We start from the raw sequence: 15,649 nt of genomic DNA, 5'->3' as shown, positions 1-15,649 counted from the left end.
TCAGGAACGGGAAGAATTCAGACGTTCAAGACGGGCGCGGGCGGAATCCGCCCACCGGCTTTGGGGGAACTCTTTGAGGAGGAGTTCAAGATAAATCCGTTCGGCCTCAGGCCGACGGAGTTTGTGATAGACGGTGGCTTCAAGGAACCGGCGGTGGGCGAGTTTGTCCACCACCTTCGCCCGCAAAGCCCGGGCTTCCTCACACAGAGTCTGGCAGCGGAAGAGAAAGCGGTCCAGTTCCGCAAGGAGATCCCGTGTGGGTGCCTGATCCCGTTCCACCCGGGGCGTTTTGCGCCACATGGCCTGGAGTTTGAAAAGCCAGACCTGTTCGTAATGGGCGCCCCGGGGAAAATTCCGGAGATAAAAGTCCGCCTCTGCCAGCGCCTCGTCCACCGCGCCGCTTTCAAGATAGGCCTGGACGAGGAGCGCCTCCGCCCGTTCGGTTTCGGGATGGGTGGGATACCGGATCACAAAGTCCGAGAGCACCCGGGCGGCTTCCGCAGGTTTGCCGGAATGGAGAGCGGTTTCGGCATAACGAAGACGGGCGTTGGGATCTTCGGGCAGGGGCGGACGCCGCCAGGGAAGCAGGGAGCACGACACGAGCGCCCCGAAGGCGAAGATCGTCCCGAAAACACGGATCCATCCGTTCATGGTTTGCAGGCCTCCTTCCGCGAAAGGGTGACGGTTTCGGGGTGGTTTAAACTATACAGGCTGGCGCTCGCATCGTCTTTTTCCACCCCATGCGGTTTTCTTTGGAAAACCGCATGGTGACCCCGACACTATCACCCCACGACGTTGCTTCGCAACGTCGCGGGGACCCCGAAAAAAAACACCCCACACGATTCCTTTCGGAATCGCGTGGGGACTCCCAAAAAATGGAGCGTTTTCCAGGAACTGACAGGGTCCCCATGGAGTTTCTGGTGTTGGAAACTCCATGGGGTGGCACTTTCAATCCCTTATAGGTAGGCTCGGAAGAATACCCCGATAAATCTCAAAAATTTGCAGTTTTCAAAGTATTTGTTCTCAGTCGGGGTCCCCACGAGGTTTTTGGTGTGGAAAACCTCATGGGGTGGCTCTTTCAATCCCTAATAGGTAGGCTCGGAAGTTTCACCCCACAAAGTTTCTGGCGAAACTTTGCGGGGACCCCAATAAACTCCAAAAATTTTACGGTTTTTCAGGATGTTTTTTCGCCGGGGTCCCCACGAGGTTTTAAGGTCGCGTTTGTGAACCATTTTGCCGTCGGACCTCCGGTCGTGCAAAAAACCCGGGGGGTCCGACGGCTGCCCCGATGATCTCCGGGGGCGCAATATTTTCATCATGTTGACAATTTCGGATTGGGGGTGTATACTACAGGCATGCTGGACAGAGACCGTCTGGAAGTTGAGGAAATCTGCATCCTGCTTGTGCTCCTGCGGGAGCCCACCCACGGGTATCAGGTGGTCAAAATCCTTGAGGAGCAGGGGCTCCTCACCCGGAGTGCCACGCAGGTGTATCGGAAACTCCGGGACATGGAGAAGGAAGGGCTCCTGGAATGTGCCTGGGAAGTGGAAGAAGGACGGCGGCCCCGGAAGGTCTACCGGTTGAGCGATCGGGGTCGGGAATATCTCCAGCACTGCTGTACCTCAACGCTCCAGTATCTGGAGCGAGCCAAAGCGTTCATTGAAAACCAACTCAGCAAGGAGGTTTGAGATGCGGCTGTTGCCGGATGACGTGCGCGCGCAGGTGCGCGAGATGTTTGGGGAAAAGCTTGACCAGAGGGTGCGGGTCAGGCTGTTCACCCAGAAGTTGAACTGTCAGTTCTGCACCGAAACCGAAGCCCTTTTCCGCGAAGTCGCGGAACTTTCGGATGGGAAGATCGAGGTGGAGGTGCACAGCCTGGTGAACGACGAAGAACTCGCCGGGAAATACGGCATTGACAAGGCCCCCGGCTGGGCGATCCTGGCTGTGGAGGAGGATGGCACGGAGAAGGATTACGGGGTGCGCGGCTTTGGCATCCCCTCCGGCTATGAGTTCTCCGCCCTCATCGAAGACCTGATCATGGTGTCCCGCCGGAAACCCAACCTCTCCGAACACGCCCTGGAGCACCTGAAGGATGTGACCACCCCCGTGCACATCCAGGTGTTTGTGACGCCCACCTGCCCCTATTGCCCGTCCATGGTGCATATGGCCCATGCGGCGGCCCTTGCCAACGACAACATCCGGGCGGATATGGTGGAGGTGTCGGAGTTTCCGGAGCTGGGAACGAAATACAACGTCTATGGTGTGCCCAAGACGGTGATCAACGACAGCGTGGAGTTTGAAGGATTGGTCCCCGAGGAGCATTTCATCCACGAGCTGCTTCACGCAGCCGGTGTGACCCCATCCCATTAAGGACGGCACCCTCCTGGCCGCGGGGCGCCCATCGGGCGCCCCGCGGTGTTTTTATCCCCCTGCGGTTTTCCGGAGAAAACCGCAGGGGGACCCCGAAAAGACACCCCTCGGCGTTTCCCTACGGAAACGCCGAGGGGGCCCCGAAAAATATTACAGGTCTCCGGGCAAGTCCTCTCGGGAATCAGGGTATGATGTCCCCTCCCCTGGTGGGAGGGGCTGGGGGAGGGAGGAACACCTGAACTTGAAATACTCTGTGCCTGGTGGTATAAGGCCACCGGAGAAAGGAATTTTCTCCCTCAGGGCGTGAAAAAGTCCCGCCCCAGAAGTTCTTTCACCAGATCGTCACTGCGCACGCCCTCGGCCTCGGCCCGGAAATTCAGGGTGATCCGGTGCCGGAGAGCGGGAAGGGTCATCCGTTCCACGTCCTCCCGGGTGGGAACGGCCCGGCCCTGCACCAGCGCACGGGCTTTCGCAAGAAGAATCAGGGCCTGACCCGCCCGGGGACCGGCGCCGAAAGCCACATACCGGTTCACTGATTCCGGGGCTTCCGGGGAACCCGGTCGGGTGGCCCGCACCAGCCGAACCACGCCTTCCAGAAGGTGTTCGGGAAAGGGCATCTCCCGGACAAAGGCCTGAAGGGCCAGGATGTCCTCCCGGTGGGCCACGGGTTCCGGCATGGGGCGTTCAAACTCCCGGGTGGTGAGGCGAAGGATTTCCCGCTCTTCTTCCTCGGTGGGATAGCCCATCCGGATTTCACACAGAAACCGGTCCAGCTGGGCTTCCGGAAGGGGATAGGTCCCTTCCTGCTCAATGGGGTTCTGGGTGGCCAGCACGAAGAAGGGGTCTTCCAGCGTGAAGGTCTTCCCCTCCACCGTCACCTTCCGCTCCTGCATGGCCTCCAGCAGAGCCGACTGGGTTTTGGGCGGGGTTCGGTTGATTTCGTCTGCCAGGATCACGTGGGCGAACACGGGGCCCGGAACGAACCGGAACCGCTTTTCTCCCGTCTCGGGATCCTGCTCGATGAGGGTGGTCCCCAGAATATCCAGGGGCATCAGGTCGGGGGTGAACTGGATCCGCGAGAACTTGAGGTCCATCAGGGCCGCCAGGGTTTTCACCAGAAGGGTTTTGGCAAGCCCCGGGACCCCCACAATCAGGGCATGCCCTCCGGCGAAGAGGGCAGACAGCACTTCCTCCACGGTGTCGTCCTGGCCGACGATCACCGACCGGATCCCCTCCCTCAGGCGCTGGATGAGGGAGAGGTGCCGCTCAAACTGCTTCTCGAGGTTTTCCAATGTCGTTTCTCCTTCATGAACGAGATGCCCAGGAAATCCAGGAAGGCATACACCCCGGCCCCCAGCACAAGCCCCATTTCCAGCACACCCGGGGGCCAGGGCTCCCATTTCCGTGCAAAACGCATCCCGGACTTGATTTTCTGAAACTGGGACCACAGGGCCCGTTTTCCCCGACTCCCTCCCTGCTGGTGAACGGCGACCGCCCGGGGGACAAACAGCAGGATCCACCCGGCCTGCCGGAGCCGGCGGGAGAGGTCGTGGTCTTCATAAAAGAGAAAAAAACGCTCGTCCATCCCCCCCACCGCCGTGAAGGCGTCCCGCCGGAGGGCGAGCACCGAACCCGTCACCACCTCCACCGGCCCTTCCGGGGGCAGGACACGCATGTCGGAGGGGACCATCCAGGAAAACAGGCTGGTTCGGGCCAGAAAAAGCTCCTGGAGAGCGGAACGATCAGGCTTCACCGTGATCTGCGGGGTTCCGTCGGGATATTTCACCAGAGGGGCCACGGCACCCACCCGGGGGTGGTCCAGGGCATCCCCCAGCACGTCAAAGAAATCGGCAGACACGGGATAGGCGTCCGGGTTCAAAAGGAGAAGGGGGGTGGTTTCATGCTGAAGGGCACGAACGGCCCCATTCACCCCCCGGGCGAACCCCACGTTCCGGGGGCTCCGGATGTGGGTGAGGGGGAAAGGCGTTTCCGGAAGGGGGCCGGCCGTTCCATTTTCCCAGATCACCATTTCCGCGATCCAGGAGGCGAATTGCTCAGAGAGATGGGAGAGGAGAAAGGTGAGGTGAGCATGAGAGGAATAGCTCACCGTGACCACGGAGAACCGACGGGGCCGATCAGGCAAGGGCCTCCAGATCCTCTCCGGGCAGGATCACCTCATAGAAATGCTCAAGGAGGAGATCCCGGGCCCGCTCAAGCCGGGACGCCAGGGTGTTGGACACCCGGAGGCCTCGCTCCGGGAATTCGCCCACCACCCCACCCTGGACCCCGGAATCGGCTTCCACCCGGACGTTGTTGTCCTGGATGGCTTTCTGGAGAACGGGGTAATCCTCGGGGTGGACCCGGAGGATGACCGGTTCCTCCCCCTGCCGGAGGTCCAGGATTTCCCGGGCGAGACGGGGAAGAAGGGACACACGTTTCTCGCGATAGGCTCCTTCCAGGCGTTTCCGGGCCTCTTCCACGCACCGGTTCACCACCGCATGCTCAATCTGGAGAAGCCGTTCTTTCAGTGTCCGGCGGACCTGGGCATCCTGGCGGGCGCGCTCCACCTGGGCCCTCTGCTCTGCCCGTTTGAGGGCCTCCTGCTCCAGCACTTCAAGTTCCCGGGAGGCCCGGGCCAGGCGTTCTTCCGCCTGGCGTCGGGCCTCCCGGAGGATCACGTCCACCTTATCCTCAATGAGACGGTTGATATAGGATGTGAGCGTCATCACGCGGCGAAGATGATGAGGGCGGCGATCACCAGCCCGAGAACCACGGCCGTTTCCGGAATCGCCACAAGCACGATCACGTTCCCGGCCACCTCAGGACGTTCCGCCAGGGCTCCAGCGCCCGCGGCACCGATCTTGGCCTGGGCATACCCCGTTCCAATGGCGGGAAGACCGATGGCGATGGCGGCCGCCATCGCTTTGCCCCAGCTTGCACCGCCGGCTCCAGCAGCTTCGGCCGCAGCGGCCACCCCCACCACCACAAGCAGGGCCAGGGTTGTTGCGACCATGCGAAGGATGTGACGCAGCATTGCAACCTCCTTGTTCAATGTGTGTTCATGCCGTCGATTTGCGAAACGGCTTGTACAGCACCCCATTGGGATAGTAAAACTTGGAGAAAAACTCCACGAGCTGGAGTCGGGTTCCCTGCACCGTCGGGTCAAAGATTCCGAGAAAGGTGTTCATCAGGTGGAAGAGCACGCCCACCAGGGCCACGGTGAGCACAAACCCCGTCATCCCGGCGAGGATGTTGGCCACCTCTCCCAGAATGGCCGAAGCCAGCCCCACAGCCATCAACCGGGCATAGGAGAACACGTTCCCCATCGCCGAGAGAATTTCAATGGGTGCCACGAACCCGTGGAACTTCACCACACCCACCGCCGCGATCAGGAAGAGAGCCAGACCCCCATAAAAGAGCGGCCAGAAGGGGAGGGGAACCTTCACCACCACGGAGAGAATGGGCAGGATCACCATGAACACCAGGCCCAGAAGCCCCACAAACCGGAAGGCCTCGGTGAAAGCGTGATCCCGGTGGCCCAGCCGGGAGTGGTTCACCACACCCAGGGCAAGGCCCAGCAGGACCTGGATGATGCCGAACAGAACGGAAATCGCAAGAAGGGCCCCAACCTCGTGGATGCGGTGCATCATGATGGGCTGAAGTCCCAGCACTTTGGTCCCCAGGTCGCCGAACACCTCGCCATACAGGATACCGAACACGATGGACCAGAACATGGCCCAGAGATAGAGTTTGGCCACACTCTTGAGCAGGGCGGAACGGGCACGACCCAGAAGGAAGAGAAAGAGCAGGGCTCCGAGGGCACCGTATCCCGCGTCGCCCAGCATGAATCCGAAAAACACCGGCCAGAACATCAGAAGATAGCCCGAGGGATCGATGGTTCCATACACGGGCGGGGAATAGAGGGGGAGCACCTTCTGGATGGGGCGGATGAGAGCCGGCCCCTCCAGAATCACGGGAACATGGGGATATTCCTGGGGAAGGGGATCCCGCGCGGTGATCGCCACCTGATCCCCATACGTGTGCTTGAGATCGTTCACCAGAGAAGGGACGTCCCGTTTGGGAACCCAGCCCTGGATCACAAAGCTCCAGCGGGTTTTCCGGGGAAAGCGCTCTTTGGCCTCATAAAAGGCAATCCAGTCCAGGATACTGCGCCATGCCCGGCCGAGGAAATCTCCCTCCTTCTGGAGCAATTCCTTCACCCGGCCTTCCACAGCTTCCAGTTCCCGGGGAATCTCCTGGAGGCGGGTAAGAACGGCCTGGAGGGCCTGGCGGAACTGTCCGGACTCATAGGCGACGGGGAGGCGAAGGTCTGCAAACCCCTCCTCCCGAAAACGATTATGGACGGTTTCCGCAAGGTCCGGAGGCACCTGGACGAGCAGAAGCACACGTTCTCCCCGCATCTCCACAACCGAGATCCGATCCCCGTCCTCCACCCCGAGTTCGGCAAGCAGTTCCCTCGCCAGGCGAACGCTTCCGGTCTTCTCGGCGCGGGAAATGGTGAAGACCAGAGGGGCGGCCTCCGGTGAAAGATTGGCGGTGAGGACCTCAAGGGCCCGGGCATAGTTGTTCAGGTCCGCCTGTTCGTCCAGCAAGCGGTGGCGCATCTGGAGCTCGCGGGAGAGCGTTTCGGAGAGTTCCTCAAGACGGGAAAGCCAGGTGTCCACGCCATCCCGGAACCCGCGGGGGGCAGGAGACAGGGGGAAGTCTTTGGCGATTTCCTGAAGAAGGCGGTGCTGGTGACGAAGACGACCGAGCAAGGTCCGCTCCGAATCGGTGAGGGACACGGGTTCCACTTCCTCTCGCCGGATGGTGTCCAGGTGAACCTGTCCCGTTTGCTGAAGACGATCCAGAACGTCATTCAGGGCCGATAAACGACCCACAATCTCCACCTTCTGCATCGAGACGATCATCGTTCTGTGCTCCCGTGGCTGAAAATCGCTGGAGTTGGGCGGTATTGTACACCCTGTTGAAAGGAGCATCAACACCACGCACTGACCTCCGGACAAGAGTTCGGACAGGGGTGAAAGGGAGGTGGGGATCCTCCGGGGGAAAGCTGTATACTTTCCCTTCTGAACAAGAAACAACGAAAAGAAAGGAGGATCCCCATGAGGAAGTTTATACCCCTGAAGTCGTTCATGCAAGTTCTTTTTCCGGATCCTCGCTTTGCAGAACGAGCAACGGAAATCGGATATGCTCTCCTGGAAGCCCGATCACTCCGGATCTCTTCCATGGCTCGCAAGATGAAAGGCGTTTCTGAAAGCGCCGCGTATAAGCGTATCCAGCGCTTCCTCGAACATTTTAATCCCCATGAAACCCTCTGGAGGCTTTTCCCCGAAACCGCTCCCTTCGTGATCGCTGACGTCACCGAAATCGAAAGACCCCAGGCCCGCAAGACAGAATACGTCGGAACCCTGAAAGATGGCAAAACCCGCGGCTTCTGGCTCCTCGTTCTCGCCGCCCCTCTGCGAGGACGCGCCATCCCCTTTGCCATGACCACCTTCTCTTCAAGAACCTTCAAAGATACGGGAAGCTCGCGAAATGCCGTCCACATCCAGACGCTTCTTTCCTGGAAGGTTCTCTGGAAATCGTCCCCTTGTGATGGACCGGGAATTCAGCTATACGACTCTCCTGCGCCATCTGCGGGAAGCGGGGATGAATTTCGTGATCCGCTTGAGAATGGGATCCCGTCCTCCGGTTTTTCTGGACGCCGAGGGACGAAAGGTCCATCTCACATGTCCTGTTGGAGAAAAAGTGGTCTTTCGGGGGCTGCGATACCGTGGGGAAGTGGAGGTCAACGTTATCGGGGTGTGGGAGTGGGGCCAGAAGGAACCCCTGTGGCTGATGACCACACTGGAGCCTGAAGAAGCGCTGCGGTTGTACCGCAGGCGGATGGAGATTGAGGACGTTTTGGGACATGAAAAGCCTGCTGGGGTTGGGAGATGTGATGAGCAAGAAACAAGCGGTGATGGAAAAGCTGGTAGGATTTTTGCTCCTGATCTACGGCATTGTGCTGCTTCTTGGAGGAGAGGTGCGTCAGGAACTTCTCCGTCGTACAGGCTCTGCAAGATGGGAACGCTTTTCCGGACCTTTTATCCTGCTTGAGAAGAAATGGCGATTGCCGCTCAAAGAATGGAGATCCTTGATTCAACGTGTCCACCACACGTTCATCCAATCCCTCTTCCCGGGTGTCCGAACTCATGGGTGAACTTCAGGGGTGGGACCTTGTTGGACCCCATGGAAGGCTGTACAATAACCCTGTGATTTTCTGGATTGGCGCGGTTTTCGGACTGGGTCTCCTGATCCTGATCCACGAGCTCGGACATTTCCTCGCGGCTCGTGCGGGGGGCATTCGTGTCCGAACCTTTTCCATCGGTTTTGGTCCCAAACTCCTTCGCATCCGCAGGGGCGAAACGGAATACGCCGTTTCGGCCATCCCCTTTGGGGGGTACGTCCATATGGCCGGGGAGACCGATGAGGAGGAGCCCGGCGGGTTCCTTTCCCGCCCCCCCTGGGTGCGTCTCGGCGTTGTGCTTGCGGGACCTCTGGCCAATCTTCTTCTGGGATTTCTGCTATACTGGGGGGCCTATAGCCTGGTGGGGCTTTCAGAGCTCCCCGGCAACACGGTGGGGAAGGTAGCCCCTTCCTCCTGGGCCGCCCAGGCGGGCCTTCAGCCGGGTGACCAGATCCTTGAGGTGAACGGGGAGCCCTTTCGGGGCTGGTCGACCTTCATGGAATTTTTCCTCCATGCCACCCGGGAGGATTCCGTTCTTTTTGTGACCGTGCTCCGGGGTCAGGATACCCTCCGTCTCCATGCACCGGTTGCGGAGATTTCGGATCTGGGGATCCAGCCTGCCCTTCCCCCTGTCATCGCCCGGGTGATTCCGGGCAAACCCGCCGATCTTGCGGGTCTTCGCCCCGGGGACCGGATCCTTGCGGTCAACGGTCACCGGATTCGCTGGTGGCATGAGATGGGAGACTTTGTGGTCTCGTCTCCCGGCATACCGCTGGAACTTCTGGTCCTCCGCGGGAACGATACCCTTTCGGTGACGGTGGTTCCCGAGCCCATGCCCGACGATCCCACCAAGGGGTTTCTGGGTGTGGTGGCTCTCACCCAGACCCGCCGGTTGTCCCTCGTTGAAGGGGCTCGCATGGCCTGGGAGCGCTCAATCCGGGCGGCAGGTCAGGTGGTGGGGGGACTGGTGAAGCTCATCCGGCGGGAGGTGTCCACGAAGGACGTGGGGGGTCCGGTGATGATCGGGAAGGTGATCGGGGAGAGCGCGGAGGTGGGGCTGTTTCCCTTCCTGAGCCTTCTTGCTCTGATCTCCATCAACCTTGGACTCCTCAATCTCCTGCCTCTTCCTGTTCTGGACGGAGGACACGTGGTGTTTCTCCTTCTGGAGATTTTCTCCCGCCGCCGGCTTCCTCTGCGGGTTCAGGCGGCCATCAACATGGTGGGGATCGCTTTTCTCGTCCTGGTTATGCTGGTTCTTACCTTCCAGGATATCTCACGCATTCTCACAGGAGGTTAAATTCAATGGAGTCCCTTTTCTCCTTGATTGTTGCAGCGGCTGGAGGCGAGGGATCGGTGGCCCATGCCATGGTCCTCCTGGCCTTTCAGCTGGGGGTGATCCTTTTTGCGGCGAAACTTGCGGGTGAGTTCACGGAACGAGTGCTCAGGCAACCTGGGGTGATCGGCGAGCTGGTGGTGGGGATCCTGATCGGCCCCTATATGCTGGGGGGCCAGATCCACATCCCGGGTCTGGGTGTTCTCTTCCCGGTTCATCCCGGGAACATCCCCGTGTCCACTGAACTTTATGCCATCGCTCAGCTCGCCGTGATTCTCCTCCTTTTCCTCGCGGGCCTGGAGACGGACCTGGAGCAGTTTTTTCTCTATTTGCGTCCCGCGGTGCTCGTGGGGGTGGGCGGCGTGATCTTTCCCTTCTTTTTCGGCGCCTTTCTCACCCAGATCTGGGGACTCACACCCACCTGGACCCATCCGGAGGCCCTGTTCATCGGGGCAGCCATGGTGGCCACTTCTGTGGGCATCACCGCCCGTGTCCTCTCGGACATCAAGCGTCTCAACACGCCGGAAGGGGTGACCATTCTGGCGGCGGCGGTGGTGGATGACGTGCTGGGCATTCTGGTCCTGGCCATCGTGCTGTCCATTGCGGAGCACGGGAACGTTTCCATCGCCCAGGCTGGATGGATCGCCTTCAAGGCCGCCGGGATCTGGGTGGTTCTCCTGGGTGTGGGGCTTCTGCTGGCCGAACCGTACGTTCGCTGGCTCAAAGCCCTGAAATCACCGGGGGCTGCCGTGGCCCTGGCCTTTGCCATGGGGCTTCTGTTCGCAGCCATTGCCGAGATGTTCGGTCTGGCCATGATCATCGGTGCCTATGCCGCCGGTCTCGCCCTGTCCAAAACCGATTATGCCGAAGAGCTTCTCCATCACCTGGAGGGGCTGGGGCACGTCCTCGTCCCGGTGTTCTTTGTGGTGATGGGAATGCTGGTGAATCCAGCGGAGACCACCCACGCCCTGGCCTTCGGGGTGGTGCTCACCCTCCTGGCCGTGATCGGAAAGGTTTTGGGGTGCGGCCTGCCGGCCCTGGCTTCCGGGTTTAATCTGCTCGGGGCCACCCGGATCGGAATCGGGATGCTCCCCCGGGGTGAGGTGGCCCTGATCGTGGCGGGGGTGGCCCTCTCCCGGGGTGCGATTCCCCAGGATATTTACGGGGTGGCCGTGTTCATGACCATGATCACCACCCTGCTGGCCCCCATGTTCCTGGTGCCCCTCTTTTCCAACCTCAAAAGCGGGGTGCGAGTGAGACCCCAGACGGAGGAGGTGGTGGAATGAAAGAGCTGAACCGTGTCATTGCAACGGACTGTGGCAGCACAACCACCAAAGCCATTCTGATCGAGAAAACCGACGAAGGGTATCGCCTGGTGGCCCGGGGAGAGGCTCCCACCACCGTGGAAAAGCCCTTTGAGGATGTGACGGTGGGTGTGCGGAACGCCATCCATGAGCTGGAAGAGCTTACGGGCCTCAAACTCCTTGAGGATACGGAGAAGACCCGGATTCTGAAGCCCCGGAAAGACGAGCGCACGGGAACGGACCTGTATGTGTCCACGTCCTCTGCAGGCGGTGGACTCCAGATGCTGGTGGTGGGGGTGGTGAAGTCCATGACGGCCGAGAGTGCTGCACGAGCCGCGCTGGGCGCCGGGGCCATCGTGATGGAGGTGATCGCGACCAACGACGGGCGCCTTCCCCACGAGCGCATCGCCCTGATCCGCCGGCTCCGCCCCGACATGATCCTTCTTGCGGGAGGAACGGACGGCGGCACGGTGAAACACGTGGTGGAGATGGCCGAGATCATCCGGGCAGCCGATCCCAAACCCCGTTTTGGTTCCACCTACAAACTCCCTGTGATCTACGCCGGGAACAAAGACGCCCGGGAAGAGGTGCGGAAGATCCTGGGCGATCGGGTGGATCTGTATATCGTGGACAACATCCGGCCGGTGCTGGAGCGGGAAAATCTCGGACCCGCCCGGGAAAAGATCCACGACCTCTTCATGGAACACGTGATGCAGCAGGCTCCGGGCTACAACAAGCTCATGAAGCTCGTGGATACCGCCATCATGCCCACACCCGGTGCGGTGGGGTATCTGGTGGAGCGGGTGGCCCGGGAATACGATCTCCAGGTGGTGGGTGTGGACATCGGAGGTGCCACCACCGATGTGTTCAGCGTGTTCAAGGATCCCTCGGGAGAGCCCATCTTCAACCGGACGGTGTCCGCCAACCTGGGGATGAGCTATTCCGTTTCCAACGTGCTGGTGGAAGCCGGGATGGAGAACGTGATGCGGTGGGTGCCCTTTGAGATGGACGAGGGAGAGGTGCAGAACCGCATCCGCAACAAGATGATCCGTCCCACCACCATTCCCCAGACCCTGGATGCCCTGATTATTGAGCAGGCCATTGCCCGGGAGGCCCTACGTCTCGCTTTTGAGCACCACAAAGCCATGGCGGTGACGCTCAAAGGGGTGCAGCAGGCCCGGGATATTTCGGAAGCCTTTGCCCAGACGGGAACCGGACGGAGCCTTGTGAATCTGATGGCCCTGGATCTCCTCATCGGTTCCGGTGGGGTGCTGTCTCACGCCCCCCGTCGGGTCCAGTCGGCCCTCATGATGCTGGACGCCTTTGAGCCGGAAGGGGTGACAGAGCTCACAGTGGACTCCATTTTCATGATGCCTCACCTGGGGGTGCTGGCGAAGGTGAACGAGCAGGCCGCCATGGAGGTGTTTTTCCGGGATTGTCTGGTCCGGATTGGAACGGCGGTTGCGCCCGTGGGCCGGGCTAAACCCGGTTCGCCCTGTCTGGATGTGACCCTCACCTATGCCGACGGTCACAGTGAACAGCTCTCTCTGAAATTCGGGGAAATTCGTCGCCTTCCTCTGCCTGTGGGTGAAAAGGTGAAGGCCGTTCTGGAACCTGCCCGGGGGTTTGATGTGGGTGAAGGCAGGGGCAAGCGCCGGGAAGTGGAGCTCTCCGGCGGCGTGGTGGGGCTTGTGTTTGACTGCAGGGGCCGCCCCCTGGCCATTCCAACGGACCCCCACGATCGGGTGGCCATGCTCTCCTCCTGGATTGAGAGTCTGGAAGTGTATCCGCTGGAGCGCTACCGGGAACTGGTGCAAGCCTTCGAGCGGGGTGAGACCACCCTGGTGGGTGCAGGATAAGGAGGACGCAACATGGCTCACGCATACACACCCGGATTGAAAGTCGCGGAAAAAACGGTGGTGGTGAAAGAACGCCGCCTGCCGCTCAAGGGCGATGTGCTGGTCAAAAAGGGCGACCGGGTCCGTGCGGGGGATGTGGTGGCCCGCACAGAACTTCCCGGCAACGTGGTGCCCATCAACATGGCGGGCCTTCTGGCCGTCCCCCCGGAGGAAGTGCGCCGGTTCATGCTGAAAAAAGAGGGGGACCGGGTGGAACGGGGAGAGGTGATTGCCCAAACCCCGGGGCTCTTTGGATTTCTGTTCAAGCGCTCGGTGACCTCCCCCGCCACCGGAACGATCGAGTCCATCTCGGATGTGACCGGTCAGGTCATGCTCCGGGAGCCCCCCATTCCGGTGGAGGTCATCGCCTATGTGGACGGCACGGTGACCGAGGTGATCCCGGACGAAGGCGTGGTGGTCACCACGGTGGGAAGCATGGTCCAGGGGATTTTCGGGATCGGCGGTGAGGTGCTGGGGGAACTTCAGGTGGTGGTGGACGGTCCGGACACGCCGCTCACTCCGGACCGGATCCCTCCGGATGCCTCCGGGAAGATTCTGATCGGGGGCAGTTTCGTCACGGCGGAGGCTCTTCGCGCGGCGCGGGAGGCCGGAGCCCGCGGTGTGGTGGTGGGAGGAATGGACAGCCGGGAACTCCGGGATTTCTTGGGCTATGATATCGGTGTGGCCATCACCGGGAACGAGGACGTGGGGCTCACTCTGGTGATCACGGAAGGGTTTGGCAACATTGCGATGGCCCAACGAACCTTTGCATTGTTTCAGAAACTGAATGGTAAGCCCGCGTCCATGAACGGAGCCACCCAGATCCGTGCGGGTGTGATCCGCCCGGAGGTGATCGTTTCCTATCCGGACGAAGACCCCGCCCGGGTGGCCGAGGAGGAGAAAAAGCACCACACCGGCGTGCTGGAAAAGGGACGTCGGGTCCGGATCATCCGTGCCCCCTATTTCGGCAAAATCGGCACGGTGGTGGAACTTCCCCCTGAACCGGTGCAGATCGAGACGGAAGCCCGGGTCCGGGTGGTGGTGCTGGAAGTGGACGGGGAGAAGGTGGTGGTGCCCCGGGCCAACGTGGAGCTGATTGAGGAAGTATGAGCCCGAAAATCAAAACCCGCCTGGTGGTGCGGCCCGAACTCCGGGTCACTCCCCGGCTGGTCCTCCACGCCCGGGTTCTGGAGCTGGACGCCGTGGACACCTGGCAGTTCCTCCGGGAACAGGCCGAACGCCATCCCGTGATGGAACTGTCGGTGGAAGACCCCTTTGAAGCCCGGGTGCGTCCGGAGCCGGATCTGCGCCGGATCTATGACGGTCCCGCCGATCCCCGCGTGGGCTACCCTTCTGCGGAGGAAGAGGAGCGGGGAGATCCGGTGGAAGCGTCCTGGACGGCTCCCCAGCCCGGATTGTGGCAGCGCCTGGAATGGCAGGTGTCCCTTGCCTTTCCGGAAGGGAGTGAATCGGCGAGGATTGCCCGGGCCATTGTGGACCATCTGGATGCCTCTGGCTTTCTGTCCCAGCCGGTGGAGGCCATCGCCCGGGAACTCGGGGTGACCCCGGACACGGTGGAGGAAGTTCGGGACTATATGATGCACCATTTTGACCCCCCGGGGGTGGCAAGCCAAAACGGTGTGGAGTTCTGGAAGGCATGGCTTGTCCATCACGGCCTGGCCGACCATCCCTTCTGTCAGTTTCTCAACGAGATGGATCCGGAAACGTGGAAGAATCCTGACGTGCTCCGGACGCGGGTGGCCCACCTTCCCGAGGAGGTGGCCCGGGACATTCAGGTGCTTCTGGAGCATCTGCCCCCGGATCCCGCGTCGGTGTATGACACCGAACGGGTGGAGTATGTGGTCCCCGATGTGGTTTTTCGCCTGGTGGAGGGCCAGCTCGTTGTGGAGGTGAACGAACCCTGGCGGGGGCATTTCCGGATTTCTCCCCGATACCGGGAGCTCTATGAAGACCCCTCGCTGGATGAAACCACAAGGAAGTTCCTGAAAGAGCAGTTTCAGGAGGTGGAAGAACTCCTGAATGTGCTCGCCGAACGTCGCCAGCGCCTCCTGGATCTGGCCCATTTTATTGCGGATCACCAGCGGGATTTCCTGGTGGGAAAGGCCCCCCGGCCGGCGCCTCTCTCCCGCCAGCGGGCGGTGGAGGCGCTGGGGATCCCCCCGTCCACCCTGAGCCGGATCCTCAAGCAAAAATATGCGGACACCCCGGTGGGCATTTTTCCCCTCCGGTTTTTCTTCCCGACCCCCATTGCCTCCGGGGCCGTGTCCGAAGACGATCTCCGGGATCTCCTCCTCTCCATCATCGGGGAGGAAGACCCTCACAACCCTTTCACCGACGATCAGATTGCAGCGCGGCTTTCCACGTATGGGGTGCATCTCTCTCGAAGGTCGGTGGCCCATTACCGGAAAAAATTCGGGATTCCCCCCCGATCCCGTCGCAGAATCCGGGGGGGCAAACAGGGAGGTTGATC

14 protein-coding genes and 1 pseudogene are annotated in these 15,649 nt (G+C 61.0%); 9 read left to right on the top strand and 6 right to left on the bottom strand.

All coding sequences use genetic code 11. The features are described 5' to 3' along the window. The gene (locus AC6HU3_RS04565; protein WP_497536106.1) at positions 1-651 is read right to left on the bottom strand and encodes an outer membrane protein assembly factor BamD; all 651 of its coding nucleotides are present in this window, start codon (positions 649-651) and stop codon (positions 1-3) included. Between the two features lie 704 nt (positions 652-1,355). Here AC6HU3_RS04565 and AC6HU3_RS04560 point away from each other — a divergent pair. After that, complete coding sequence (locus AC6HU3_RS04560) at positions 1,356-1,688, top strand: PadR family transcriptional regulator (RefSeq protein WP_497536104.1); 333 nt, start codon at positions 1,356-1,358, stop codon at positions 1,686-1,688. A gap of 1 nt (position 1,689) precedes the next feature. After that, positions 1,690-2,370: a protein disulfide oxidoreductase gene (gene pdo / locus AC6HU3_RS04555; protein ID WP_497536103.1), complete on the top strand. Its 681-nt coding sequence runs from the start codon at positions 1,690-1,692 to the stop codon at positions 2,368-2,370. 296 nt (positions 2,371-2,666) lie between these two features. Here pdo and AC6HU3_RS04550 read toward each other — a convergent pair whose 3' ends face one another. The 5 genes from AC6HU3_RS04550 to AC6HU3_RS04530 are packed head-to-tail and all read right to left on the bottom strand — an operon-like array spanning position 2,667 to position 7,301. Continuing rightward, on the bottom strand, positions 2,667-3,662 hold the full coding sequence (locus AC6HU3_RS04550; protein WP_497536102.1) for an AAA family ATPase: 996 nt from the start codon (positions 3,660-3,662) through the stop codon (positions 2,667-2,669). Beyond that, positions 3,608-4,513, bottom strand: a complete 906-nt coding sequence (locus AC6HU3_RS04545) for a glycosyltransferase family 2 protein (RefSeq protein WP_497536101.1) — start codon at positions 4,511-4,513, stop codon at positions 3,608-3,610. The genes AC6HU3_RS04550 and AC6HU3_RS04545 overlap by 55 nt, the downstream gene beginning before the upstream one ends. After that, positions 4,506-5,096: a V-type ATP synthase subunit E gene (locus AC6HU3_RS04540; protein ID WP_497536100.1), complete on the bottom strand. Its 591-nt coding sequence runs from the start codon at positions 5,094-5,096 to the stop codon at positions 4,506-4,508. The genes AC6HU3_RS04545 and AC6HU3_RS04540 overlap by 8 nt, the downstream gene beginning before the upstream one ends. Beyond that, on the bottom strand, positions 5,096-5,404 hold the full coding sequence (locus AC6HU3_RS04535) for an ATP synthase subunit C-like protein (RefSeq protein ID WP_497536098.1): 309 nt from the start codon (positions 5,402-5,404) through the stop codon (positions 5,096-5,098). The genes AC6HU3_RS04540 and AC6HU3_RS04535 overlap by 1 nt, the downstream gene beginning before the upstream one ends. A gap of 25 nt (positions 5,405-5,429) precedes the next feature. Further along, positions 5,430-7,301 (bottom strand): V-type ATP synthase subunit I, encoded by a 1,872-nt coding sequence (locus tag AC6HU3_RS04530; protein ID WP_497536097.1) that lies wholly within the window; start codon positions 7,299-7,301, stop codon positions 5,430-5,432. A gap of 628 nt (positions 7,302-7,929) precedes the next feature. On the opposite strand from AC6HU3_RS04530, the pseudogene AC6HU3_RS04525 reads away from it, so the two are divergent. The 7 genes and pseudogenes from AC6HU3_RS04525 to AC6HU3_RS04495 form a co-directional block, all read left to right on the top strand. Then, positions 7,930-8,253: pseudogene (locus AC6HU3_RS04525) on the top strand (hypothetical protein); the annotation flags it as partial. A gap of 52 nt (positions 8,254-8,305) precedes the next feature. Continuing rightward, positions 8,306-8,596, top strand: coding sequence for a hypothetical protein (locus AC6HU3_RS04520; RefSeq protein ID WP_497536330.1), 291 nt, complete (start codon positions 8,306-8,308; stop codon positions 8,594-8,596). 52 nt (positions 8,597-8,648) lie between these two features. Further along, positions 8,649-9,920 (top strand): RIP metalloprotease RseP, encoded by a 1,272-nt coding sequence (gene rseP, locus AC6HU3_RS04515; RefSeq protein ID WP_497536288.1) that lies wholly within the window; start codon positions 8,649-8,651, stop codon positions 9,918-9,920. 5 nt (positions 9,921-9,925) lie between these two features. Beyond that, complete coding sequence (locus AC6HU3_RS04510) at positions 9,926-11,242, top strand: cation:proton antiporter (RefSeq protein WP_497536096.1); 1,317 nt, start codon at positions 9,926-9,928, stop codon at positions 11,240-11,242. Continuing rightward, positions 11,239-13,119 carry a glutamate mutase L gene (locus AC6HU3_RS04505; protein WP_497536095.1) on the top strand — a complete coding sequence of 627 codons (1,881 nt, stop codon included), beginning with the start codon at positions 11,239-11,241 and terminating at the stop codon, positions 13,117-13,119. The genes AC6HU3_RS04510 and AC6HU3_RS04505 overlap by 4 nt, the downstream gene beginning before the upstream one ends. A gap of 12 nt (positions 13,120-13,131) precedes the next feature. After that, a complete protein-coding gene (locus AC6HU3_RS04500) occupies positions 13,132-14,268 on the top strand; it encodes a hypothetical protein (RefSeq protein WP_497536094.1) in 1,137 nt (378 codons plus the stop codon). Continuing rightward, a complete protein-coding gene (locus tag AC6HU3_RS04495; protein ID WP_497536093.1) occupies positions 14,265-15,647 on the top strand; it encodes an RNA polymerase factor sigma-54 in 1,383 nt (460 codons plus the stop codon). The genes AC6HU3_RS04500 and AC6HU3_RS04495 overlap by 4 nt, the downstream gene beginning before the upstream one ends. The last annotated feature ends 2 nt before the right edge of the window (positions 15,648-15,649 follow it).

The sequence above is a fragment of the Caldifarcimen microaerophilum genome, from assembly GCF_055387105.1.
The sequence above is the reverse complement of the archived record's forward strand: the minus strand, read 5'-3'. Positions and strand labels throughout refer to the sequence as shown.

Excerpts from the sequence above, each read along its gene's own strand:
- AC6HU3_RS04560 (WP_497536104.1), top strand. The coding sequence starts at position 1,356 with ATGCTGGACAGAGACCGTCTGGAAGTTGAGGAAATCTGCATCCTGCTT.
- AC6HU3_RS04495 (WP_497536093.1), top strand. The coding sequence starts at position 14,265 with ATGAGCCCGAAAATCAAAACCCGCCTGGTGGTGCGGCCCGAACTCCGG.
- AC6HU3_RS04535 (WP_497536098.1), bottom strand. The coding sequence starts at position 5,404 with ATGCTGCGTCACATCCTTCGCATGGTCGCAACAACCCTGGCCCTGCTT.
- AC6HU3_RS04565 (WP_497536106.1), bottom strand. The coding sequence starts at position 651 with ATGAACGGATGGATCCGTGTTTTCGGGACGATCTTCGCCTTCGGGGCG.
- AC6HU3_RS04520 (WP_497536330.1), top strand. The coding sequence starts at position 8,306 with ATGAAAAGCCTGCTGGGGTTGGGAGATGTGATGAGCAAGAAACAAGCG.
- AC6HU3_RS04540 (WP_497536100.1), bottom strand. The coding sequence starts at position 5,096 with ATGACGCTCACATCCTATATCAACCGTCTCATTGAGGATAAGGTGGAC.
- AC6HU3_RS04510 (WP_497536096.1), top strand. The coding sequence starts at position 9,926 with ATGGAGTCCCTTTTCTCCTTGATTGTTGCAGCGGCTGGAGGCGAGGGA.
- pdo (WP_497536103.1), top strand. The coding sequence starts at position 1,690 with ATGCGGCTGTTGCCGGATGACGTGCGCGCGCAGGTGCGCGAGATGTTT.
- AC6HU3_RS04500 (WP_497536094.1), top strand. The coding sequence starts at position 13,132 with ATGGCTCACGCATACACACCCGGATTGAAAGTCGCGGAAAAAACGGTG.
- AC6HU3_RS04530 (WP_497536097.1), bottom strand. The coding sequence starts at position 7,301 with ATGATCGTCTCGATGCAGAAGGTGGAGATTGTGGGTCGTTTATCGGCC.
- AC6HU3_RS04505 (WP_497536095.1), top strand. The coding sequence starts at position 11,239 with ATGAAAGAGCTGAACCGTGTCATTGCAACGGACTGTGGCAGCACAACC.